The following is a 24,679-nucleotide window of genomic DNA, read 5'->3' on the forward strand; positions in this document are numbered from 1 at the left end:
TCTGTAAATATCCCCCAAACTGACTGTTTCCTCATTAATGCTCTCATTTTTAATTAATAAAATTATTTCAATATATGCAGATGGTGCATTTAAAGACAGTCAATAACAAAGCAAGAGGCTAAAATTTGACAAAAATCGATCTTTTAAGTTATAATGCTACAGACGCTCTTGCCAAAGGAGGGAAAATAAATGGTAGAAAAAATAAGAAGTAATGTAAAAAAGATTTTTTCTAATGGTCCTAAGGCAAAAATCGTGTTGGGGCTTGTTGTTGCAGCAAGCTTGGTTATAATTATATTCAACATGAGAAAGACTGTAATAGTTAGTATAGACGGAAATGAACAGACATTAACGACATTTAAAGGGACTGTTAAAGGGGCATTACACGATAACGGTATAGTTCTGGGCCCTAAGGACAAGATTCAACCATCTCTAGATCAAGCTGTAAAGAACAAGATAAAGATTAACATAAAAAAAGCAGTTGATGTTGAGGTTGGAGTTGATGGAAAAGAGCTAAAGATACAAACCGCAGAAGGTAACGTAAATGAAATGTTAAGTGCTGAAGGTATAAAACTTCAAGAGTTTGATAAGATATCTCCAGCAGTAAACACCCAAATAACAGCAGGAATGAAAATAGAAGTTACAAGAGTAGAGTCAAAGGTTGTTAAAGAAAGTCAACAGCTAGACTTTAGCACTATTGTTAATAATGATGACAATTTGGACAGAAGCGTTGTAAAAACAATTCAGGAAGGTGCTCCTGGAGAAAAGGAAGTTACTTACAAGATTATCGTTGAAAATGGTAAAGAAGTAAGTAGAAAAGCAGTGGCGGAGAAGGTTGTAAAGGATCCACAAAACAAAGTTGTTGTTAAGGGAACCATGAATACTCTGGCATTGTCTAGAGGTGACTCGATATCGTACAAGAAAAAGATGTCAGTTGTTGCAACAGCTTATACTGGAAATGGCACTACTGCTACTGGAAACATACCTAAGAGAAACTCTAGTGGAACTAGTACTATAGCGGTAGATCCTAGGGTAATTCCTTTAGGAACAAAGGTCTATATACCTGGTTATGGATTTGCTATTGCGCATGATACTGGTGGTGCGATAAAGAATAATAGAGTAGATCTTTACATGAACTCAAATAGCGATGCAAATTCGTGGGGTGTTAGAAACGTAGATGTTTACATTATTGCTTATCCAGGTCAAGGATAATGAGAAAATAGAGATAACATATAGTTATCTCTATTTTCTTCTTTATAGAATTATATTTTAAATAAATTTGTTTATGAATATGTGTAGACGGTTTAAATATAGATATCAGAGAAAGAATAAAAATAAATATTACAGCATCTGCCAGAGTTTCTTCACATATGCTCAGAAAAAGCAGATTAGCAAAAAAATTCACTAAAGAAAATCGCTTTAGTGAAATTTTACTGTTTGGAATAGTATGCTGTTTTTATACCTAAGCCTAGTAATTTTAAGTAGGTATATAAGCTGTTTAGAGTGAACAGTAAAAAACAAAGCATATTCGCCTGCCAGAATTTCTTCACATACGTTCAGAAAAGGCAGATGCGCAAAAAAATTCACTAAAGAAAATCGCTTTAGCGAATTTTTTATATTACATTTTGCGCTTAAAGTTGACATAAATAGTATAACTAGTTAAATTAAGAGTATGATCAAATTGAGAAAGGAAGTCTTTTTGTGATAAAAGAAGTTATTGTAGTAGAGGGAAGAGACGACGTCACTGCTGTAAAGAAGGCTGTAGATGCAGAGGTTATAGCAGTTGGTGGGTTTGGAATAAATGCAAGGGTTATAGGTAGGATAAAAGAAGCTCAAAAAAGACAGGGAGTTATAGTTTTAACTGATCCTGATTTTGCTGGCGAAAAAATAAGAAGAATTATCTCAAAGAGGGTAGAAGGCATAAAACATGCTTATATCGCAAGAGAAGATGGTACAAAAGATGGTGATATAGGAGTAGAAAATGCAACTCCTGAAGTTATAATACGTGCACTTACGGAGGCTAAGGCAACTCAGAAGGAGAAGAGACAAGATTTCACTATTCAAGATCTTTTATACTTTAAGTTAGTTGGAGATGGTGATGCCAAGAATAGAAGAGCTGCACTAGGCAAAGAGCTAAGTATAGGCTATGGAAATGCAAATCAGCTCCTTTCAAGATTAAATAATTATGGAATAACTAAGGAAGAATTTGTGGAAGCTATGAAAAAGGTAGATAAAAAGCTAAGTATAGGAGAATAGATATATGGATATAAGAGATGTAAAGACACAAGAGTTAGTAAAAAAATATAATTTTAAATTTACTAAAAGCTTGGGGCAGAACTTTCTGGTTGATGACTCAGTCTTAGAGGATATAGTGAATGGAGCGGAAGTTACTGAAGAAGATGTAGTAATAGAGATAGGTCCTGGAGTAGGAACACTAACTGCTCAGCTGCTTAAAAGAGCTAAGAAAGTTATAGCTATAGAACTGGATGATGAACTGGTTCCAATATTACAAAATGAGCTTGGAGAAAATCCTAATTTTCAATTAATACATAAGGATGCACTTAAGGTAGACTTCAATGAACTTATTGGAGATGAGAAAAGTGTAAAGTTAGTAGCTAACCTTCCTTATTATGTTACAACTCCAATCATAGTTAGATTGTTAAATGAAGGATATAATTTTAAGTCCTTAACTGTTATGATTCAGAAGGAAGTGGCTGAAAGGATAAATTCAGAGCCAAATTGTAAGGAATATGGATCTATTTCAGTTCTTGTTCAATACTATTGTGATACTAATATAATAAGATATGTTTCACCTAATTGTTTTATTCCAAGACCTAAGGTTGAATCTATAGTTATAAGATTAGATAGACTTGAGAAACCTAGAGTAGAGGTTAAGAGTGAAAAATTGTTTTTTGATGTAGTTAGAAGTTCTTTTAATATGAGAAGAAAGACCTTATGGAATGCTGTAAAGAGTATAGGTCTACCTAAGGAAAATATGGAGAGAGCCTTTGAGAATAGTGGGATTGACCAAAAGAGAAGAGGAGAAACTCTAAGTATAAAAGAATTTGCTGCACTTAGTGACTCTATTTATGATGAAAAGAACAATGTTAAGTAGTATTTGTACATAATTACAGGATATATTCTGTATGACCACTTAACTTCAAGGATATAATTAAACATAACTAGTGATTACGTTGTTATGAAAAATAGACTAAGCAAGTAGTATAACTATATATGGATGCTTTTCAATCATATTATAAGACTTTCCACATATAATATAAGGAATAAATATAATGTGGAGGGACTATTAAGTTGTCACACGGAAAATTATATAGGAGTTTTATTATACTTCAAGAAGACGAAAGAGGGCATTCTGTATCATCAGATAAGCCTTTGTCAGGATATGCAAAGATTGAGGCAAAGAATGATAAATGTAAGATAACCTTCTACGCGCAGAACCTAAAGAAAGATAATACCAAGCTGTGTATGATACTTATTTGTTCAAAAAAAGATAATAAGCAATTAATTAATTTAGGTCCGGTGAACATAACTGAACAAGGTAAGGCAGAAACAAGCTTTGAGTATCTAGCAAATGATATCGGAGGTGCTGGAATCCTGTTTGATAAGGTTTCTGGTGCAGCACTTGCTAAAGACCTAGATGGAAAGTTGACCTTTGTATTAGGTGGGTTTATGAACGGTGAAACACCTTCTGATGACTGGAAGTCTTATAAGGTAATTAGTGCAAAGGTAAAGGTTGATGAAAAAGTAGAGGTCAAAGTAGAAGAAAAAGTAGAGCATCATGATGAGCATCATCATAAAGATGATCACAAAGATGAGCATAAAAAACTAGAGCATGATGAAGAAGAAAAGATTAAAGTACAGATCAAAGAAGAGATTGAACAAGAAATTGAAAAGAAAATCAATAGAGAAGAACAAAGTGAACAAGAATTAAAGGATGTTGGTGTAAAAGCAGAAGATTCTGCAAAGGCTGAAGAAAAATCAGTACAACCTAGTGAGCAGTCTAAACAGATAGTAGATGAAGTATCAGCTAGGGTAGAGGACAAAGTTGAGAATACTTCCTCTGAAAGTGATGAACCTGTGGAATCTATTCTGGAGAATATAGATGATAGGGAAGAAGACGAACCCAAAGATGACAAATTTGATCAGTATGAGAGATCTATTGTTGATTCGAAAACTAATTTTGAGAATAGTCGCCAGGAACCAGAAGAACAATATGAAGAACCTGACTTTTCTATTAGGGGAAGTATAGGAGAGTTTTTTGAAAATGTTGTTCAAGATTTCGAGGAGATTAAAGGCTTTAGAGACATAAAGTACTGCAAGTGGTACAAAGTTCCCGTTAAAGATTTAGACGTTATGTGCAACATATCAAATTACAATAAGTATACCGTTGTATATTATCCTATGATAAACTATTATCCATATATTAAAAAGTATGGTCATTTTATGATTGGATTTAAATGTGATGATGAGGGAAGAGTTAAGTATTTAGTGTATGCAGTACCAGGAACAAAGGATAAACTGGAACAACCTTATGGAGGTAAGTCAGGATTTGTAACCTGGATGCCAGATCCTAAAAAGGAAAGGGATTATGGTTATTGGTTGATGTTCTATGATTTTAAGAATTCAATGATAGTTGTGCCAATGAAATAAAATCAAGGTGGTGAGATTGGATAGTCTACTTAAACTAATTAAGTTGAAGCAGGTTGTCTTTTCACCACCTTTATTTGTAATAAATAGCTTGTACCCTTAATATACTGAAGTATATAACATATATTTTGGGAGGGGTAAGGTGAAAGAGATCATTAATAAAAAACAATTAGGAGTTATGTTAATTCTTATAGCTTTAATGGCGGTGTTATTTATAGCTCAAACTGGATTTAATGATAGGTTTAGAATTGTATCATTAATGAATAGCAATATAACAGATTTTAAACAGTATTCTATAATTAATGGTAAATATACATTTAAGCTACCAAGTGAATGGGAAAGCCAGCAAAAGAGTTATCCTGGCAATTATATAGTCTATGATAATAATTTTAAGAATGATGACTTAGGTATATTAGGTTATGCCCAGGTTATAAACTCTAATGAAAAGTTGGACAAGGTTGTCAGTGATGATAAGAATAGGCTAAGTACAGAAAAGATATTAGATTATAAGGTAGTAAGCGATAAAATTAATGGTAACGAATGCAAGAGAGTTAACTATAAAGAGAAACTTAATAAGGGGAAGCTAGTATATCACAGTACATATTATGTTAGTGAGTCAGATGGAGTGCTTTTTAAGGTGGATTTTAGCTTAGGCCAAGACCAGTACAAAGAAAGCTTAACGTCTGTGTTTGACACTGTGATTGAGAGTTTTAAAAGCAATAAATAACTCATACTATAAAGGTTGATAATTATAAAAGGTTGAGTTTAGAACTCTTTAGTATTATAATTTAAATAAACAAAATAGGAGAAGCATAAAGCTTCTCCTTTAAGTATTGTTTTTGGTTTGAGAATTAACTGATAGATGTATATAATACTTATAATTTTATATAGCATAAAAGTATTTTTTATTTAGGAAAATATTAAATTATAAGTTAGTTACGAAGTAGTACATTTGTATAAGGGGAGATTGGTACATAGTGAATAGTAAAAAGTATATTATTTTATCGTTGGTATCCGTTTTAGTATCGTTAATACTTGTATCCTGTAGTATAACCGATGCCATACAAAGTAAGATTGGTAATAAGAACAAAGATTTTGAATATATAAAACAAAATAAGGTTGATAAGATTGTAATTCAGAGCACTAGGGACACTGGATTTAGGTTTGTAGTAACTGATAAGAGCACCATATCTGAGATATATGATCTATTGTCATCAGCCAAGGCTGTATCAGAAAAGTCTAGTCTTGATCCTGACTATATTTTTGAAATGCAAATGGGTAAAGATATAAAGAAATTTAACTATGTTGTAGGTATATATGATAAAAAGACAGGCAACTTCTATGATGATAAATCCACATACGTTGTACCTAAGAGATTAGATAATGATATAATACAAAATCTTTCTTTTATTAGAAAGCCAAGAGAGTTTGAGCACGTATATTATCAATCTATTATAGACGTAATGAAAAAGGATAAAGATAAAATAATTCAAGGTGGTAGCAATGTAGGAGTGGATATCTCTGAAGATAGGGACTGTGCACAGTATATACTATCTACTGATCTAGAACAGTTTAAAAGGGATATAAAAGCAGTGGTTCCTAAAGGGGAGTTAGCAACTAAAGATACTGATAAGTACGATACTTTAATAAGTGTTAAGAATCAAGGATACAAGACCACGACTTTTAAGACAATAGTTACTATAACTAATAAGAAAGATAATTCTCAAACTAACTATTATGTAGATGCAAAGTATGATGATTTTAATGCATGGCAGATAAGCGTATTAGATAAAAAACCAGATAGCTGGTAAAATAGGAGGAACTAAAAGTGGGAAGTTGTTCAACATGTGCAAGCAAAGATAAGTGCTCAAGTGCTAAAAGCGGCACTAATGTATGCGTGAAGGTCATGCCTAAGTATGGAAATATAAAAAACATAGTAGGTGTGATAAGTGGTAAGGGTGGAGTAGGTAAATCTACTGTTACTGGTATAATAGCAACTCATTTAAGAAAAAAGGGATATAAAGTTGGTGTGTTGGATGCTGATATAACTGGACCATCAATGCCAAGATTTTTTGGAATCAATGAAAAGAGAGCTCAAATGATTCCTATAGATGATAAGAATAACTTTAAGTTCATTCCAGTTGAAACTGAAATGGGAATAAAGGTTATTTCAATGAATTTACTTACAGCAGAGGAGGCTCAGCCTGTAATATGGAGGGGGCCTGTAGTAACTGGTGTTCTAAATCAGATGTATACAGATACTGTATGGGATGAATTAGATTATTTATTAATTGATATGCCTCCAGGAACAGGAGATATAGCTTTAACTGTAATGCAAAGTTTCCCAATAGATGAGATAGTTGTAGTTTCTACACCTCAAGACATGGTTTCTATGATCGTAAAAAAGGTTGTAATAATGGCAGAGAAGGTTGGAGTTCCGATAAGAGGTGTTGTTGAGAATATGGCTTACATAGAATGTGATGGTTGTGGTACTAAGATGAGAGTGTTCTCTAAAAAGTCAGCAGAAGAACATGCAGATTATTTAGGTTTACCACTAATATGTGAGTTACCAATCAATGTAGACCTAACTGAAGCATTAGAAGAAGGAAAAGCTGAAAGTTATGTTGCAGAAAATGCACTTTATGACATGATGTTTTCATCATTATATTAGTATGTAGATTAAATATCCGTTAGTTATAATCCAACTTAAGAGGTAAAGCCTTATTGGTCTATAGGCTAATATTATTTAAAATTTCACATATAGATAGTGTGAATATACATAATATGAAAACTTTAGTAAATAATATAGGTGTTAATTATTTTTTAAGGGAGGAATTTTTATGACTGCTAATGTAGATAAGGATACTTGTATAGGATGTGGATTATGCCCATCTATTTGTCCAGAAGTTTTTGATATGGAGGATGATGGTAAGGCAGCAGCAGTGAACCCAGAGGTTCCAGAGGATGTTGAGGATTCAGCTAAGGAAGCAGAAGAGGGATGTCCTGTTAATGCAATATCAGTAGAATAGTAATGATATTGATAGGGGCTGCTATATAAGGTATCGAAGCCCTTTAAAAAATAGAAGCCATGCATAAAAAGGTAAATCAATCTCCTTTTGTGCATGGCTTTTATTTATAATAATTTATAAAGATAATTTAAAAGTAATCTTATTTTTAACCGATTTATATTTTTAATTAAGTTTTGGGTAACTATTGTCAGAGAAGTCATAAATGCTATATTATCTATGATTTTTTAGTTTTTCATCAATAGATATTCCGCCGGTTTTTTCATCAAGTCTAACTACTGTTATAACTCTTTCTATTCCAAGCTCAAAAGGAATCTTATGAGCTCTTTTTACCACTTCTATAACCTCGTCAAATTCACCTTCTAAGGTGGTACTCATAGCACCTACTTCATATTTTAAGCCAGTGTCCTCTATATATTCAATAACCTTGTCAACTACTTTATACATCTCATCTTCTGTAACACATGGAATAAGTGGCATTACTGCTATATCTGCTATTACCATTGAAATCACCTCTTAATAAGAGCTTAAAGAAGCTTGCTTAATAAATCTTTCTACAGGTAAGAAGTAAAGTATCACAACACATATGACTGCTTCTGCACCCATTAATAAGCCATTTACAGTTAAGGAATATATCCATACAGATGTACCAGCTGGAGCATATGAACCAAAGAATGCTACTCCAGATATAAAGTGACATATAAATCTTCCGAATATAGCGACTATACAAGCTAATAGTTTTGTGTTTTTTCTTAGAATATTACTATTCTTAAAGAATCCTGATATACCAAGAGCTGTGAAAGCCAATGGATAATCAAATAATAATTGTATTGGATGAACTACGTAAGGGTCAGTAAGAAGATTTATTAAACTATATAAGAATCCTGTTAATAGACCTACTGAGGGACCGTATATCAAACCTATAAGTATTATTGGAATCATACTACCTGGAGTTATGCTACCACCTTGAGGAAAATGGTAAAGCTTAAGTGCTTGCAATATAGTTGCTAGAGCTAAGGCTAAAGCTATTCTTGCTATAAGCTTAGCATCAAATTTGATCTTTTTAGAAGCAACAAAAACACCAATAAGTACTGCACAGCCTAATATAGCTATGACGTAAGTAGGATTTGTAAAGATGTCAACGATATTTTTTGGTAAGCTACCAAACTTGGACATTGCCTCCCAAAAGTCTCCGAACAATTGTTTAAAATAACTAATCATAAAAAAGAACCCCCTTTTTAGTGTATGAGGAGTGGAAAGCGAGAGCAAAAAAACCGCATTCCAGAAGGAATACGGTTGATATAATATCAATAACGCTTTCCTACGCTGGTATTATCCAGATCAGGTATGAGGGTTAATGATAAGAATCATCTCTCAGCCTTAAAGGCACCCCTAGCCACACTATTTTAATTTACCACAATTATACTCCAGATTTTAGAAAAAATCAATTAGTTTGTCACTAGTGGCTTTGTCGTGTGAGAAGGAGCTGTTATCTATTGAGTTTCTTATACTTATAGGTACATCGATGGTATCTCCAACTTTAACATTTTGAGATAGTCTTGATACAGACAAATCTATTGTTGTACCATCTTCGAGAGATATAAAAGCATCAGTTTTGTTCATATCTAAAACTTTTCCTTTCAAGTTATCACCTCTTAAAATATGATTTATATAGTATTCTTTACTTTGATATAGGATTTATACTTAAAATCACATACTTATTTTTTCTTGAAAGGAATAATGTTTTAACGTTTATAATAAGACAATAGTCTAATGAACATTACCTTCATTTTCTATATACAGATAGAGAGGTGCAGCCTTAAAAAAATAAAGTAAGGCTATATATTATAACCTTACTTTATATAATAAGTATGTTTTTAATAGAGGTCAGCATAGATAATTTTGAAGACTTCTAAGGCTTCTTCTATCTTAACCTTAAGGAGAGTTTTTCTATCCCCAAATTCTTTTAATCCATTCTCTGTTAGAGTATAGATTTTCATAAACTTCTTTTTAGGATCATCCCACTCGCCTAATATTAGACCATCTTTTTCAAACTTTTTTAACAAAGGATATATTCCACCAGTACTAGGAATCCATAAACCGTTGGTTCTTTCACCTATTTTATGAGCTATATCATTTCCATTTGTAGGACCCAAGCTTAATATATAAAGAACATATATTGGAAGAAGACCTTTTGTAAGTACTTGACCTACAGCTTCTTTTTCTTTTTGAACCTTTTTTAATTCATTAATCTTTTGCTTATATTCATTATATAATCTTCTTTCTTCAGCTTTTATATCCTCTAAGCTATTGAAATTAAACTCATCCACAATAAGACACTATTCCCTTTGAACCGCAAGTCCTAATAGTCCTGGACCTGTGTGGACTCCTAGAGCTGGGCCTATTGTAGCTATATCTATAAAACTGATATTAGCCCAATCCTTTACTTCAGCAAATAAGGTTTTTGCTTCTTCTAAAGCACCACCTTGTAGAACCCAGATTTTGCACTTAGATACACTCAAATGTTCGTTTAATATATCCTTAAGTTTACTAATAGCTTGTTTTCTACCTCTTGCCTTAGAATGAGTATAGTAAATACCATCGTCATTTACAGAAATAACTGGTTTTATATTTAACATTTCACCTATTGTTCCAGAAACTTTTCCTATTCTACCACCCTTTTTTAAGTACTCCAATGTGTTTAGAGTAAAGTAGCCATAAGTTTTTTCTCTTAGTTTAGGCAATACTTCTATTATTTCTTCGAAGCTCTTGCCTTCTTCTAACATTTGGATTGCATTTAACACTAACACTCCTTGAGGCATACTCAATATCTTAGTATCAAAAATGTGTGTGTTTAGGTTGGGATGATTTTCTGCAATAATTCTTAAGCTATTTGATGTTCCTGAAAGACCGGAGGATATAGTTATTGCTATAGCATGTGTATATCCTTCTGATTCTATCTCATTTAGAATATCATCCATGTATTTTCCATCAGGAAGTGAAGTTTTAGGTATTTCATTTTCAAGTGAAGAATATAAGTCATCAGGACTTATTTCAATTCTATCTAAATAATCTTTATCCTTATATATAATTCTCAATGGTAAAAAGAAAATACCATGTTTTTTTAATGTTTCATTATCCAAATCGCTACCGCTATCGGTGATTAAAGCTATTTTTTGCAAGTTATATTCCTCCTCGTATTCATAAATATACTATTTATAGTAAGTTAATATATGCATGTAAAGTTTATAGTGAAATCATAAACGCTTAATTAAGCCTTTAAGTTAAAAGACTTTGCTATGATTAAATTATATCACAAGTGATAACTATATCAATAGTGATATAGTTGTATAAAATAATTGAGTGTTTTTAAATTTATTACAATATGTTTTAGAAATATAGTAAATAAATTACGATTATATTTAATTATGTTAGAAAATTAATTATAATAGTCATATACGTAGCATAAATAAACATCAATGGAACAATATTTATAGCATTTTCGTAAATATTATGAGGTGAAGTTCTTGAAGAAGGATTTTTTTATAATTATATTATTTTCGTTTCTAATACTTTTCATAATAATTCTTCTTATAAAGAATCATAAGTTAAAGAATAATCTTATGGAAACAGAGGAAATAAAAAAAGAAATTTATAATATGGGAAAAAAGATAAGCAACATTAGCAGCAAAAATCTAGTTTATGAGATAATGCTCCAATCAGCTATGACCGTAATTGATAAGGCGGATAGAGGTAGTGTGTTCGTTCTTGAAGATGATGGATATTTTTATTATAAGGCTGTGAAGGGATATTCAAAAGAATTACTTAATATGAAGTTGAAAAAAGAAGATGTGTATTTATATAGACTTAATAAATTTGGAGATATACATGTACTTAACTTAAAAGATAGTAATAACAAAGGATTGTTCGATGATGAAGTATCACGTGAAATAGATGATATGGGAGATTATAATAGAATCAACAGTGTTCTATTTTCTCCAATCTATGTAGACGATAAAGTTATGGCAGTGATAAATCTCGATATCACTAGAACATATACAAGCTTTAACAAAGACGATATAGTGAAGATGAGGAGTATTAATCATGAGCTAGAGCTTGCTCTTAAAAACTTTTTATCTCAGCAGAAGTTGAGATATATAGCAACTCATGATGAACTTACTAATCTTTATAATAGAAGAAGTTTTAAGGATAACTTTAGTAGGGAATTGATAAAAATTAATCGTGAAAAACATACATCTCAAGTAGCACTTATAGACTTGGATGATTTTAAGCTTATAAATGACAACTATGGCCATAATGAAGGAGATAGAGCGCTTACTATAATGTCAGAGGCATTAAGATTTAACTTGGATACAGATCATTTATATGCAAGAATGTCAGGGGATGAATTTGTTATTGTATTTAAAAACTGCTCTGCAGAAGAGGCTAAAAGTAAGATTTTAAATATAAAGAAATATTTACATAGTAGTTGTGATGAAAGAAATTTCATAGATTTCAGTTATGGCTTGGCAGAGATAAATGGAGAAAGTAAGTTGAGTATGGATGAAATACTCTCAATAGCAGATAGAAACATGTATATAAATAAAAAAGAAAAAAAGGCAATAAAATAATTATAGATAAAAAAAGAGTTCACTTAAGAAATTAACTTTAGTGAACTTTATGTTTTTGCTAAAAGATTAATTGTATTTTGAAGTAACAGAGTTATCAACTATGTGCCATATTGTGGTTCCTTTAGAAAAGCAAACTTTATTGCCATCTTCAGTGAATAGCTCTGTCTGTTCATTTTCGGAATTTCTTTGCCAGTTTACCTTCGTAACCTTACCTGAGGAGAATACAAATCCAGTGCCTTTACCTATCAAATTTATATCTAAGTGAGTATTGTCTGATTGTAACTTTATATCGGTATTTTGTATAACTACGTTTGAAAAAGTAACGGGAAGGTTGTTGTTTTTATCTACTACTTTAACACCATCCATATATTTTTCATACTTTCCATTTACATACTTATAGGTAGTAGAATAGCTCTTATTTATGCTAAGATCAATTTTTGTAGCCTTGTCCATATTTCCGCGTTCCCAAAACTTGTTATCAAAATTAAAGCTACATTTAAGGTCTGTTTTTATTTTTTTTGAGTCAATATATTTGCGTATTTGGCTTGCTGTAGTATACAGATTATGGGGAGCTTTTCGTGAATTATCTCTGTAAAAATATTCGCCATTGGATATCTCGTTTATATTATTTACAGAGGGGGTGTTTTTAATTATTGATAACGCTTCCTCACTACCACCACAATGGGCAAATGGAACATTAAATTCTTTAGCAATAGATATAAAGTAAGGTCTTACACTTCTTATAGGACCAATTTGTTTAGGGCTGTTTTTGTGAAATAATGCTATAAATCTAGGTATTCCGCCTTCAGCCATAGTTTCAAAAACAATATCAGCCTCACTTAAGCCACTTTGGGGTCTAGCATCCTTTGAATTTTCTATTATGGCCATAAAAGGAGTATTATTTTTTTCATCTTCAGTTAAATTTTCTTCTGTGTAGCAGCAAGCTTCATCTTTATCATCAGTACCACCGTTTAAATTAATAAGTGGAGGTTGTTCTCTTTTGAATGGTTTTATTGATGTCTTTTTCTCATTTGAAGCGCATCCAAATAAAGAAATACACATTGCTAGAATTATAAAATAGGCGATTTTTTTCATAAAATCATCTCCCAGTTATTTAATATATCCTGGAGAAATAAAATCCGATAAGCTGGTATGCATGTCCAAGTTAATTTTAAATTTTATTTTCTACAGTTATATTAAAATATATGCCGACAAAGTATTAATATAATTAATAATTGAACGAAAATCATAATTAGTATAATTAATTTGCCAGTATTTTCTTAAATATTCCTAATGTCAACATTAGAAATACTGTAAGAAAGTTTAAAAATAGAAGATATAATGACATATACTTTGCTATTATTTAAAAAAAGTTCAATTTGAAATTGCCTATAAGTTTTTAGTGAAGTATAATAAGTCAGTACAATATATAGTGCAATGGGGGTCGTCGGTATGCTAGATGTTGTGAAACGTGATGGTAGAAGGGTTAGCTTTAATGCTGAGAAAATTGGGAAGGCAATAAAGGGTGCCGCAGAAGAAATTGGTCAAAGTTTGAAAGAAAGTCAAGTAATTGATACTATACAAAAAGTAATCAATTATATTGAAATGTCTGAAAAGTCAAATGTTACAGTAGAAGAAATTCAAAATTTAGTTGAAAAAGCTTTAAGTGATAATGGATTTAAAAACATAGCTCAAGCATACTCAACTTACAGAAATGAAAGAACAAAGGTCAGAGAGATAAAATCGGACCTAATGAAGGCTATAGGCAAAATTGGAATTGAAACTGATAGAGATAATGCGAATGTAGGAAATAACTTTTCTTCAAAACTACTTAGAATAGCATCGGAATCGAATAAGTGGCATAATCTTGCTTCAATGCCAAAGCACCTGGCTAGAGCACATGAAAATGGTGATGTATATTATCATGATTTAGATAGCTATAACTTAACTACTAACTGCTTACATATACCAACTAAAGAGATGTTAGAGAATGGATTTAATACTGGTTATGGAACAATAAATAAACCAAGGAGAATTGAAACAGCAGCAGAGCTTTCCTGTATATTGCTTCAATCAACTCAAAATGATATGTTTGGAGGACAATCTCATCCAGACTTTGATAATGATATGTCAATATTTATTGAGCCAACAAGAAGTGAAATAAGGGAAGAGTTATCAAGCTATGGAATAGAAGGTGAAGCTCTAGATAAGTTAGTTGAGACTAAGCTTAGAAAAAGTGTTCATCAGGCTATGCAAGGTGTTGTTTACAATTTAAATACAATGCATTCCCGTGCAGGTTCTCAAGTTCCATTTTCATCGATTAATTTAGGAATACCAAATAACGCAGATGCTGCATTAGTATGTGAAGTATTCTTACTAGAGTATGAGAAAGGTCTTGGAAAAGGAGAGCAGCCAATATTTCCTAACATAATATTTAGAGTTAAGGAAGGAGTAAATAGAGAGAAGGAAGATCCATATTTCTATTTATTCGAATTAGCATGTAGAGTTGCTGCAAAGAGAATGAATCCTACATTTATGAATATAGATGCAGATTTTAATAAAGAGTATTATGATAAGGGATATATGCCTGCAACTATGGGTTGTAGAACTTATCTTATGAATAATATAAATGGAGATCATGGTTGTAAAGGCAGAGGAAATATAGCACCTACAACTATTAATCTGCCAAGAATAGGGCTTCAAGCTAAAGGAAATGTAGATAAATTCTTTGATATACTTCAAAGTAGATTAGAGTTGGCAAAAGAATCTTTAATGCACAGATATTCGGTACTTAAGAATTTAAAAGTTAAAGATTTACCTTTTGTTGCTGGACAGGGACTTATGAAAGGTGCAGAAGGATTGAGTCCCGATGATAATATTGAGCCTATATTAAAACAAGGTACTTGGGTTATAGGGTTCATAGGCCTTGCAGAAACTTTAATCGCACTAGTTGGAAAGCATCATGCTGAGGATGATGCTACAAGAGAACTAGGAATCAGAGTTATATCTTATATAAGAGAATATACAGATAAGCTTAAAGAGGATACTCATCTAAATTGGAGTTGTTATGCTACTCCAGCAGAAGGCTTAAGTGGTAAATTCATAAAACAAGATCAAAAGATATTTGGAATAGTAAAAGGAGTTACTGATAAGGACTACTATACAAACAGTTATCATGTGCCTGTAGGATATCCTATATCTATAATTGATAAAATAAAGATAGAAGCACCATATCATAAGATTTGTAATGGTGGTCACATATCCTACCTTGAGGTGGATGGAACTCCTGATGCAGAGACAATAATGAACATTCTTAATTATGCTTATAAAAACACTAATATAAGTTACTTAGGAATAAACTTCCACATAAGATATTGCAAAAACTGTGGAACTTATCTAAATAATGGTGAATCAAAATGTACTTGTTGTGGAAGCCATGATATTCAAGGTGTTTCAAGAGTAACAGGCTACCTAAGTCTTGATGAAAGATTTGGTCCTGGTAAGTATGAGGAAAGAGAAGATAGAGTAACTCATACAGAAAATCATAAGCATAGCTATCATATTGAAAAATAATAGGTTGATGAAGTAAGAGGTGAAGTATGTTCACCTCTTATTTTAATGTTGAGAAAAGTATAACGCTTCTATTTTTTAAAAATTAATAATTAGGATAAAACTTTTGTAAAGGATACTTGAGTTTTAATGAATATTTTATATCATATTCGCGAAAATTATAATTAATATAACTTAAGTTGTTTACAATTTAATTGTATTGATATATAATATCATTAAATAATAATTATCAATAGAGGTGCTAATATGAATGAAACTATAAATATAATAAAACAACATAGATCTATAAGACAGTATTTGGATAAGGATATCACAGAAGATATAATAGATGAAATCTTAAAATCCGCTCAAGCTATGCCTAACTCAATAAATGGACAACAAACATCAGTTATAGTCGTTAGGGACAAAGAAAAAAAGAAAAAGCTTTCTGAGATTACAGGAAACCAAGTATATGTAGATAAAGCTCCTGTATTTTTAGTTTTTGTAATGGACTTTTATAAAACTAATCTAGGAGCTGAAAAGAATGGTAGAAAGCAGATCATACATGAAAGCGTTGAAGGCACTGCTGCAGGTGTATTTGATGCTGGAATAGCTATGGGAGCTGCAATAATAGCTGCAGAGTCCTTAGGTTTATCTGTTGTTCCTATAGGTGGAATCAGAAAAAATCCAGAGGAAGTAATTGAGATTCTGGAGCTGCCTGAGTTTACTTATCCAGTTTGTGGATTAGTTTTAGGATATGCTGAGAATAATTCAAAGCAAAAACCAAGATTACCTTTTGAAACTTTTAAGCATGTAGATAAATATCATAAGGAAACTCTAAAGGCTGATATAGATAGCTATGATGAATACATGGAAAAGTATTTAAAAGAGATTGGAAGAGAACAAGAAGGTAACTGGAGTAATTTGACTTCATCATTATATCAGACCGTTTACTATCCTAAAGTAAAAGAAACTATGGAGAAGCAAGGCTTTAAGAATGATAAATAATACACATATTGTTAATGTAATATAACAATTAAAAATGATTAATAAAAGTATAAAGTATAAATAGCTATAGAGTTTTTATAGCTATTTATACTTTTTTTACTATAAGAATAAGTAAAAGATTTTTTAACGCTTTAACAAGTGGATGTGATTTAATTATTTCTATGTATTATAATTTAATATGTATAATTATATTTGATAATTATGTTTAAAGAGTGGTTAAGGATACGGAGGATAATGATGAGAGATATAATAATAAATACTGCTGATATGCTTAAGGAAAGATTTGAAGGTGAGGGAAGCGGCCACGACTGGTGGCACATATATAGAGTGTGGCAAAATGCTAAAAATATAGCCGAATATGAGAAGTGCGATAAAGAAATAGTTGAATTAGCGGCATTATTGCATGACATAGCTGATTGGAAGTTCAATGACGGGGATGAGAAGGCCGGTAGTAGAGCTGCTAGGCATTGGTTAGAGCAGCTCGAGGTTGAAGAAGAAGTTATAGTAAGGGTTTGTGAAATAATCGATAATGTTACCTTCAAAGGAGCCAAGGTTACTAATAACATGAAATCTATTGAAGGAATGATTGTTCAGGATGCAGATAGATTAGATGCTATAGGAGCTGTTGGGATAGGAAGAGCCTTTGCTTATGGTGGGTTTAAAGGTAGAGAAATGTATAACCCAAAGGTAAAGCATCAGCTTCATGACAGTTTTGAAGCCTATAAAAATAGTGAAAGTAATACAATAAACCATTTTTATGAAAAGCTGCTACTTCTAAAGGATATGATGAATACTACAAAAGGAAAAGAGCTGGCAGAAGAGAGGCATAAGTTCATGGAAGAATTCTTAGATAGATTTTATAAGGAATGGGATGCAGAAGCCTAAATAATATTATTCCACATAGATGGATTTTACTTTTATTAAAATATACGATATGTAAGTTGGAGGGGATGAAGTTTTATGGACAATAAGATGATAAGACTTTCTGGAATAATACACGAAAGCTTAGTTAATGGACCAGGAATCAGAAGGGTTTTCTTTTCTCAAGGATGCATACATAACTGTGAGGGTTGCTTCAATCCAGAAACACATAGTTTTGATGGCGGTGAACTTAGGGATATGGATGAACTAATAGAGGATTTAAAAAATAATCCTATAATAAGTGGAGTAACCTTTAGTGGAGGAGATCCCTTTGAACAGGCAGATAAGTTTTCTTATATGGCTGAAAAGATAAAAGGCTTGGGGCTCAATATTTGGTGTTACACAGGATATACTTTTGAACATATAGTACAAAATCTTTCCAATAGACCTTATTGGGAAATTCTTATAAGTAATATAGATGTATTAGTAGATGGAAGGTTTGAAGTAGGTTTAAAAGATGAGAACATAAGATACAGAGGATCTTCCAATCAAAGATTAATAGATGTGAAGGAATCTTTAAGAACTAATAAAATAGTGACTATGCACTAATAGAAATTTGGAGCTTTAATTGTATAAAGATCATTACATTGAAATTAAATTAATTAATAAACTCCACTAGTTTAGTGAGCCCCCTGAAAAAGTTGTTAAGTTTTTTCAGGGGGCTCACTATAAGGTGAGTTTTTTAACTAGCCATAAATGATACTACCTCGCCTACAAACAAATCTTCGGCTTCAGCAAAAGGCATATGTCCGCAATTAGATATTATAGAAAGCTTGCTGTCTTTTATTTGGTCATTAAATACATAAGCATTCTCTACAGGGAGTACATCGTCTTTAGAGCCCCATACTATTAATGTTTTAGCATGAATGTCTTTTAATCGGTCCTTTACATTATCAATAGATTTACAGTTTTCTATTACTTTTCCTACTGTGTTGCTGTCCATATGTCTGTTGTAAAAAAGATTTTTTTCAAAGACACTATAGTTTATATATTTAGGATTATTAAAATTTAAGCTATACATAGCTAACTGCGGAAAGTAGCTGAGTAACCCTTCTTTTAATAATATTTTGGGGGGATCAATATGTAAATGTTCACCTATACCAGTGCTATCTACTAAGATTAATTTGTCTATTGAGTTTTGATAGTTAAGAGCCATATGGATAGCTACACCTCCACCCATAGAGTGCCCAAGAACGGAAAATCTTTTATATCCAAGGCTAATCATAAGGTCATTGCATAGCTTTGCCATGTTCTCACTGCTATAGTCTAGATTACTTCCTTTGTCTGACAAACCAAAACCAATTAGATCTAAAGATATAACTCTATATTTATCTGATAATTTTTTAGATAAACTAAGAAAATCATCAGATGATGAAAATAATCCATGTACCAATAATATAGGAGGGTTTTTATCATTACCACTTATCTTATAGTTTATATTTATGTTTTCTACTTTAGCTATATTATCTGGAGTGTTTTGAAATGAATTATCTATTATAAAGGTCTGAAAGTAGTTTATTCCAGTCAATAATATAACTAGAAATATAAAAATTAAAAAAGCTGATTTAATCCACCTTTTCACATCTAGTTCCTCCTAAGTTAATAGTTTCAATATAATCAATTATACCAAATTTATAGAGATTTATAGCCTTTTTTGTCGTAATTATATTTAATTCAACCTATTTCATAATAGAATGTAGAAGTTTAATAGTAACTAGAGCCTTAAGAATATCGTATATAAATATGATCAATTGAATAGGTGCTACTTTAATCGAAGGTTATTTTTAATAATCATTTTTATTCTTAGATGAGAATTTGAAAAGATAAGTTTTACAGTGAAGTGGCACACGTCTAATTAACTTATTAATAAGACAACTAATTATTTTGTAGAAGGAGCAAGGCTATGGCTAGAAGATTATTTTGCGAAATAAGCCCATTAACTTATAAAATTTCTGTGGCAAAGGAACAATTGAAAAGGTATACTAAATGGATTTTTACGAAGGAAAGATATTCTAAGCATTGTTCTGAAGATAAATTACCTATCTTAATTTATTCTCATAAATCACTTATAAGAAGGAAATTAGGAAATGTGGATATAAAGCTTCAAGAGAATAAAGCGAAAAATCTATCACTTACTGCTCCTAAGATAAATGGAATAATAATAGGGCCAGGAGAGACTTTTGCTTTTTGGAAACTGGTGGGAAGATGCACTAAGTCAAAAGGCTATTTAGAAGGTCTTACTATAAACAATGCCGGAGCTAGTAAAGGTATAGGTGGAGGTATGTGTCAGTTTACAAATCTAATTCATTGGATGGTTCTTCACAGTGAATTAAGTATTGTTGAGCACCATCACCATGACCAATTTGATCTTTTTCCAGACTTTAATAGAGCCTTACCCTTTGGTACAGGTACATCTATTGTCTACAATTATTTAGATTATCAATTTAAGAATAATACAGACAATACTTATCAGTTAATCACCTATACAACAGATGAATATCTATGTGGTGAGTTAAGAAGTTTACATGAGCAAAAGCTTTCATATCACATATTAGAAAAAGATATGAATTTTTCTTTAGAGGAGGACGGATATTATAGGAATAATAAAGTCTTCAGGAGAATAATTAATAAAATTGATGGTAATATAATTGATGAGAAGCTAATAGTAAAAAATCATTCTAAAGTTATGTATGATAGTAAATATATAGATAGGGATTTGATAAGACAATAAAAAGATTTTAACATAACATAAATGTAATCTATCTATAATTATCTAAATATGGTATATTATTAAGTAATAATAATTCTATATATAGGTTCTAATTAGGTTTCTACACTTAATAAGTATTTCTAGAAGATATAAATCTAGATAACTGAAGTGAAGTATCTTTCTTGGGGCTTATATTAAATATGTGAAACTTCGTTCCAAAATCTATTTTTAAAGCTCATCTGGGATTTTACAGGAGAGTTTTTAAATATAAGTTTCATTACGAAGTGGTACATATATAAATTAAGAAGTGTGAGAAGTTCACATTAAAATTATTAATGTTATTTCAAGAAGTTTTAAATAAAACTTAATAAGTTATTAGGAAGAGGTGTAAAAGTAATGAATATTGGATTTAAGAAATTTGGATGTTCAGAAGGAGATGTAGCTATAATTTCTCTTTTTGAAGATAAATTACAAACTCCTAACAGCGACGTTAATTCTATATTAGAATATGTCAAAGGCAAGGGGAGTTTCTTAGGTAAGTTTGGAGAAGTTTATAATTTTGTTAGAACTATAGATGGCAGAACACAAGATATGATATTAGTTGGTCTTGGTAAGGAAGAAGCTATAGATGCTGAAAAGGTAAGAAGGGCTGTTGGCAAAGCTTTAAAGAAAGCTGTGGAGCTTAAAAGTTCAAAAGTGTTTTTAAGACTTGTAGATACAGATAAGCTTGAATTAGGGCTTTTAGTAAAAGCTATGGTTGAAGGTGCTGGACTAAGTACATACACCTTTAATAAATATAAAACTGATAACAAAGACAAGAAAGAATTTGAATTCTCTTTAGGTAGTCCTAATATAGATGATATAAAGGCTATACAGGTTGACAAGTATATAACTGAAGCAAAAACTTTAGTAGAAGCTACAATATTAGCAAGAGACCTTGTAAATGAGCCTGCGAATGTAATATATCCAGAAACTTTAGCAGATGAGGCTGTAAAGGCTGGAATAAAATATGGCTTTGAAACAGAAGTATTTGAGAAAGAGCAAATATCTGATTTAAAGATGGATGCATTTTTATCCGTTGCCAGAGGCTCTAAGAAGAAACCAAGATTAATAGTAATGAGATATTTTGGGGATGATCAAAATAAGGATAGAGTACTTGGATTAGTAGGAAAAGGACTTACTTATGATTCAGGCGGATATTCACTTAAGCCTAATGATGGTATGGTAACCATGAAGTCCGATATGGGAGGAGCAGCTGCAGTTATAGGTGCTATGAGTGCTATCGCAAAAAGCAAGCTTAAGCTTAATGTAGTTGCAGTAGTAGCAGCTTGTGAAAATATGGTATCTGGTAAGGCTTATAAACCAGGAGATATAATAGGCTCAATGGCTGGAAAAACTATAGAAGTATTAAATACTGATGCTGAAGGAAGATTAACCTTAGCGGATGCAGTTACTTATATAATTAGAAAAGAAAAGGTAAATGAGGTTATAGACTTAGCAACACTTACAGGAGCTGCTTTAGTAGCGTTAGGAACAACAACTACTGCAGTAGTAACTAACAGTGATAAGTTCTATGAAGAGTTAGTTAAGGCTTCTAATGTATCAGGAGAAAAGGTTTGGCAGCTTCCTGCATTTGATGATTATAAGAAACTAATAAAATCAGATATTGCTGATCTTAAGAACATAGGTGGAAGAAATGCAGGAACTATAACAGCTGGTTTATTCATAGGAGAATTTGTTGAAGATAAACCATGGCTTCATCTTGACATAGCAGGCACAGCATGGACTGATGCTGCAGAGGACTACTCCATAAAGGGTGGAACTGGAGCAGGAGTAAGAACTCTTTATGAATTAGCTAAAGCTAGAAGTTAATAATTTATGTAAATATTAAACACTACCAGAGATGGTAGTGTTTATGTGTATTTGTAGTATTTTTAGAGATTAAAACTCACATATTAGTTGTTACTATTTTCCTCTTCTTTAGAATGCTTATTTTCTTTTTGATTTTTAGTTGAATTACCTTTGCCTTTTTCTGTAGATTTATCTTCCTTTTTTAAAGCCTTTTCATCAGCTTTGGCTTCCTTTTTCTCAGTAGCTTCTTCTTTTTTTACTTCTCCAACATTGCTTTTACTTGAGGAGGAAATACTATTATTTTGAGTTGATTTAGACTTTTTAATATTAGTATTATCCGAAGTAGCTGCCTTAACACTACTAATAGTTGTAGGTACTGAAGTTACAGCTACCTTGTCTTGAGTTGCTGTAGTAGTATCATTGTTTAATGGCTCTTGTGGAGTGGTAACAGGATCAGTTTCTGGTACAGTAGTTGAATCTTGTGGAGCAGTAGTAGTTGTACCATCAGGGCTAGGAGTAGTTTCATCCTTATTATCCGAAGCTTTGCCTCCTATCTTTGTCTGATCAATAACTTGTTTTTTATTTTCCTTTGCAGCAATAAAAGTATTTTGTTTCTCTGTTAGATTACTGCTGGCTGTAGTTAATGCTTCTTCAGCTTTTGATATGGCATCAGCATCTCCAGACTTAGTTGCCTTCTTTAGGTCTCTTTTAGCCATAGATACTTGCTTTTTAGCAGTATTTAGTTCATGTCTAGCCGCTACCATCTGTCTTACAGCTTCTTTTCTTTTTGTTTGCATATCAATTACAGCAGCTAGTTTAGTTTGAGCTTGCTCTGGTAGCTTGTCCTTTATAGAGTCAAGGATTTTATTTGAGTCCTCTGTAACATCTTCTACAGAGCCAGTGGTAGTATCTACAATATCGGTACTGTTATCAGTAGTTGGATTAGTTGTAGTATCATCACTAGGTTGACTAGATGTATCTGAAGGTGATGCTGTAGTAGTGCCATCAGTTGTACTTCCGGTAGTAGTTTGATCAACCTCAGTAGAGATATTCTCTAAAGGAGCTGTATTGTCAGCTATAAGCTTCTGAGTTTCTTCCATGGTCTGTGTATTAACTTCTTCAAGGCCAGTTAAGGAAGTAGAAACTAGGTTTTTTTTGTTCTTATCTATCAACTTTTGAATCTCGCCTAATCTTTCTTTTTGTAATGATAGAAGTTTTTCAATTTTTTTTGCAGGATCCTTTGTAAAGTGTAACTCTATGTTTTCTATAGCTTTATCTAAAGGATAAAATATGCTGTTAGGTGTTAAGCCGGCATAGGAAGTATAATCTTTAGTTGATTTTGCAGTTGTTGTTTCAGCAGCAAAGGCTGGAACTGAAAATGATAGTAAGTAAGCTATTGATAATCCTAAAATAAATCTTTTCTTCATGAGTAATCCTCCCGTTAATTAAAAATAATATTATAGACATAGGGTTTTATATGAAGTGAAAAACAACTTTCATAAATTGCCCTTGCACTTAAATATACGGGGAATAAAAAAAAATTAGGGGGGTGGTATACTATCCCCCTAAATTTTTAATCTTACACGTATATAAATATGTATCACTTAGATTCTAGTAAAAAGCTCTAATAGGATGGTGATAAACTTTGAGCGAAAAGTTTTTTATAGATAACAAAAATAAGTTTATAGAAGAAAATATAGATTTTATACATAAAACTTCTTCATTTATATGTAAGAAGCGATTAGATAAAAGCAATGATGAAGAGTTTAGCATAGCTATGGAAGCATTTAATAAGGCTTGTGATAGTTTTTCAGAGGAAAGAGGCAACTTCTTTTCTTATGCAAAAACAGTAATAAGAAACTCATTGATTGATTATTTTAGGAACTCTAAAAATATTCCAGTGCTTTATTTTGAGGAAGATGAAGGGGCTAGGGAGATAGATAATATAATATCTTTAGATAAATATGATAGAGAGATGGAGCAGAGAAGTAGGCTAGAAGAAATCAACTCATATAGAGAAAAGCTAGAAGAATATAAGATTGAAATCTTTGATCTTACCAAGAGCTCACCGAGTCATAGAGATACCAGAGAAGATATTCTTAATTTGGCACTATTGTGTGTGCGCGATGAAGAAATAATGAAAAGTCTATGGGATAGTAAGAAGTTACCTATAGTTAGAATGATTGAGGTAACAGGAAGAAAAAGAAAGTTTATTGAGAAATGGAGAAAATACATAATTTCATTAATAATATTACTTTCTAGCAGTGACTACATATATTTAAAATCCTATCTAAATATAAGAAGGAAGGAGTAGTATA

Annotated in this window: 24 protein-coding genes and 1 riboswitch; of the genes, 16 read left to right on the plus strand and 8 right to left on the minus strand. The window is 31.7% G+C overall.

Annotated features, from left to right (window positions below):
* Window positions 1-189: 189 nt before the first annotated feature.
* The 8 genes from GXK57_RS01440 (at window position 190) to GXK57_RS01475 (ending at window position 7,694) form a co-directional block, all read left to right on the plus strand.
* Window positions 190-1,209: a G5 and 3D domain-containing protein gene (locus tag GXK57_RS01440; RefSeq protein ID WP_160670349.1), complete on the plus strand. Its 1,020-nt coding sequence runs from the start codon at window positions 190-192 to the stop codon at window positions 1,207-1,209.
* A gap of 489 nt (window positions 1,210-1,698) precedes the next feature.
* Window positions 1,699-2,253 carry a ribonuclease M5 gene (rnmV, locus tag GXK57_RS01445; protein ID WP_160670352.1) on the plus strand — a complete coding sequence of 185 codons (555 nt, stop codon included), beginning with the start codon at window positions 1,699-1,701 and terminating at the stop codon, window positions 2,251-2,253.
* Window positions 2,254-2,257: 4 nt separating this feature from the next.
* Window positions 2,258-3,112, plus strand: coding sequence for a 16S rRNA (adenine(1518)-N(6)/adenine(1519)-N(6))-dimethyltransferase RsmA (gene rsmA / locus GXK57_RS01450; protein ID WP_160670355.1), 855 nt, complete (start codon window positions 2,258-2,260; stop codon window positions 3,110-3,112).
* Window positions 3,113-3,309: 197 nt separating this feature from the next.
* On the plus strand, window positions 3,310-4,668 hold the full coding sequence (locus GXK57_RS01455) for a hypothetical protein (protein ID WP_160670358.1): 1,359 nt from the start codon (window positions 3,310-3,312) through the stop codon (window positions 4,666-4,668).
* A 139-nt stretch (window positions 4,669-4,807) separates the two neighbouring features.
* Window positions 4,808-5,392, plus strand: a complete 585-nt coding sequence (locus GXK57_RS01460; protein WP_160670361.1) for a hypothetical protein — start codon at window positions 4,808-4,810, stop codon at window positions 5,390-5,392.
* A gap of 250 nt (window positions 5,393-5,642) precedes the next feature.
* Window positions 5,643-6,476 carry a hypothetical protein gene (locus GXK57_RS01465; RefSeq protein WP_160670364.1) on the plus strand — a complete coding sequence of 278 codons (834 nt, stop codon included), beginning with the start codon at window positions 5,643-5,645 and terminating at the stop codon, window positions 6,474-6,476.
* Window positions 6,477-6,493: 17 nt separating this feature from the next.
* Window positions 6,494-7,336, plus strand: coding sequence for an Mrp/NBP35 family ATP-binding protein (locus tag GXK57_RS01470; protein ID WP_160670367.1), 843 nt, complete (start codon window positions 6,494-6,496; stop codon window positions 7,334-7,336).
* Window positions 7,337-7,505: 169 nt separating this feature from the next.
* Complete coding sequence (locus GXK57_RS01475) at window positions 7,506-7,694, plus strand: ferredoxin (protein WP_128211142.1); 189 nt, start codon at window positions 7,506-7,508, stop codon at window positions 7,692-7,694.
* A gap of 210 nt (window positions 7,695-7,904) precedes the next feature.
* On the opposite strand, the gene GXK57_RS01480 is transcribed toward GXK57_RS01475, so the two are convergent.
* The 5 genes from GXK57_RS01480 to GXK57_RS01500 form a co-directional block, all read right to left on the minus strand.
* Window positions 7,905-8,195 (minus strand): MTH1187 family thiamine-binding protein, encoded by a 291-nt coding sequence (locus GXK57_RS01480; RefSeq protein ID WP_160670370.1) that lies wholly within the window; start codon window positions 8,193-8,195, stop codon window positions 7,905-7,907.
* Window positions 8,196-8,207: 12 nt separating this feature from the next.
* A complete protein-coding gene (gene thiT / locus GXK57_RS01485; RefSeq protein ID WP_160670373.1) occupies window positions 8,208-8,912 on the minus strand; it encodes an energy-coupled thiamine transporter ThiT in 705 nt (234 codons plus the stop codon).
* An 80-nt stretch (window positions 8,913-8,992) separates the two neighbouring features.
* A riboswitch (TPP riboswitch) is annotated at window positions 8,993-9,095 on the minus strand.
* Window positions 9,096-9,125: 30 nt separating this feature from the next.
* The gene (locus GXK57_RS01490) at window positions 9,126-9,335 is read right to left on the minus strand and encodes a hypothetical protein (protein WP_128211144.1); all 210 of its coding nucleotides are present in this window, start codon (window positions 9,333-9,335) and stop codon (window positions 9,126-9,128) included.
* 233 nt (window positions 9,336-9,568) lie between these two features.
* The gene (locus tag GXK57_RS01495) at window positions 9,569-10,021 is read right to left on the minus strand and encodes a PadR family transcriptional regulator (RefSeq protein WP_160670376.1); all 453 of its coding nucleotides are present in this window, start codon (window positions 10,019-10,021) and stop codon (window positions 9,569-9,571) included.
* 9 nt (window positions 10,022-10,030) lie between these two features.
* The gene (locus tag GXK57_RS01500) at window positions 10,031-10,873 is read right to left on the minus strand and encodes a DegV family protein (protein WP_160670379.1); all 843 of its coding nucleotides are present in this window, start codon (window positions 10,871-10,873) and stop codon (window positions 10,031-10,033) included.
* Window positions 10,874-11,218: 345 nt separating this feature from the next.
* On the opposite strand from GXK57_RS01500, the gene GXK57_RS01505 reads away from it, so the two are divergent.
* Entirely contained in the window at window positions 11,219-12,322 is a 1,104-nt protein-coding gene (locus GXK57_RS01505; protein ID WP_160670382.1) for a diguanylate cyclase, read from the plus strand.
* 66 nt (window positions 12,323-12,388) lie between these two features.
* On the opposite strand, the gene GXK57_RS01510 is transcribed toward GXK57_RS01505, so the two are convergent.
* Complete coding sequence (locus tag GXK57_RS01510; protein ID WP_160670385.1) at window positions 12,389-13,417, minus strand: DUF3048 domain-containing protein; 1,029 nt, start codon at window positions 13,415-13,417, stop codon at window positions 12,389-12,391.
* A gap of 357 nt (window positions 13,418-13,774) precedes the next feature.
* Here GXK57_RS01510 and nrdD point away from each other — a divergent pair, with 357 nt between their 5' ends.
* The 4 genes from nrdD to nrdG all read left to right on the plus strand — a co-directional run bounded on the left by nrdD (window position 13,775) and on the right by nrdG (window position 18,349).
* Window positions 13,775-15,895 (plus strand): anaerobic ribonucleoside-triphosphate reductase, encoded by a 2,121-nt coding sequence (gene nrdD, locus GXK57_RS01515; protein ID WP_160670388.1) that lies wholly within the window; start codon window positions 13,775-13,777, stop codon window positions 15,893-15,895.
* A gap of 243 nt (window positions 15,896-16,138) precedes the next feature.
* Entirely contained in the window at window positions 16,139-16,879 is a 741-nt protein-coding gene (locus GXK57_RS01520; RefSeq protein ID WP_160670391.1) for an NADPH-dependent oxidoreductase, read from the plus strand.
* Window positions 16,880-17,116: 237 nt separating this feature from the next.
* Window positions 17,117-17,764 (plus strand): HD domain-containing protein, encoded by a 648-nt coding sequence (locus GXK57_RS01525; protein ID WP_347709074.1) that lies wholly within the window; start codon window positions 17,117-17,119, stop codon window positions 17,762-17,764.
* A 75-nt stretch (window positions 17,765-17,839) separates the two neighbouring features.
* Window positions 17,840-18,349, plus strand: coding sequence for an anaerobic ribonucleoside-triphosphate reductase activating protein (gene nrdG / locus GXK57_RS01530; RefSeq protein WP_160670397.1), 510 nt, complete (start codon window positions 17,840-17,842; stop codon window positions 18,347-18,349).
* Window positions 18,350-18,482: 133 nt separating this feature from the next.
* On the opposite strand, the gene GXK57_RS01535 is transcribed toward nrdG, so the two are convergent.
* Complete coding sequence (locus tag GXK57_RS01535) at window positions 18,483-19,382, minus strand: alpha/beta hydrolase (protein WP_160670400.1); 900 nt, start codon at window positions 19,380-19,382, stop codon at window positions 18,483-18,485.
* 321 nt (window positions 19,383-19,703) lie between these two features.
* Between GXK57_RS01535 and GXK57_RS01540 the strand changes: the two genes are divergently transcribed.
* Both GXK57_RS01540 and GXK57_RS01545 read left to right on the plus strand, forming a co-directional pair.
* On the plus strand, window positions 19,704-20,531 hold the full coding sequence (locus tag GXK57_RS01540; protein ID WP_160670403.1) for a VanW family protein: 828 nt from the start codon (window positions 19,704-19,706) through the stop codon (window positions 20,529-20,531).
* A 375-nt stretch (window positions 20,532-20,906) separates the two neighbouring features.
* Window positions 20,907-22,382: a leucyl aminopeptidase gene (locus GXK57_RS01545; protein ID WP_160670406.1), complete on the plus strand. Its 1,476-nt coding sequence runs from the start codon at window positions 20,907-20,909 to the stop codon at window positions 22,380-22,382.
* Window positions 22,383-22,465: 83 nt separating this feature from the next.
* Here GXK57_RS01545 and GXK57_RS01550 read toward each other — a convergent pair whose 3' ends face one another.
* Window positions 22,466-23,788 carry a DUF5667 domain-containing protein gene (locus GXK57_RS01550; RefSeq protein WP_160670409.1) on the minus strand — a complete coding sequence of 441 codons (1,323 nt, stop codon included), beginning with the start codon at window positions 23,786-23,788 and terminating at the stop codon, window positions 22,466-22,468.
* Between the two features lie 218 nt (window positions 23,789-24,006).
* On the opposite strand from GXK57_RS01550, the gene GXK57_RS01555 reads away from it, so the two are divergent.
* On the plus strand, window positions 24,007-24,675 hold the full coding sequence (locus tag GXK57_RS01555) for a sigma-70 family RNA polymerase sigma factor (protein WP_160670412.1): 669 nt from the start codon (window positions 24,007-24,009) through the stop codon (window positions 24,673-24,675).
* Window positions 24,676-24,679 lie beyond the last annotated feature (4 nt).

Origin of the sequence: Clostridium sp. C8-1-8 (genome assembly GCF_009928445.1) — a bacterium.
Lineage (GTDB): Bacteria > Bacillota > Clostridia > Clostridiales > Clostridiaceae > Clostridium_AR.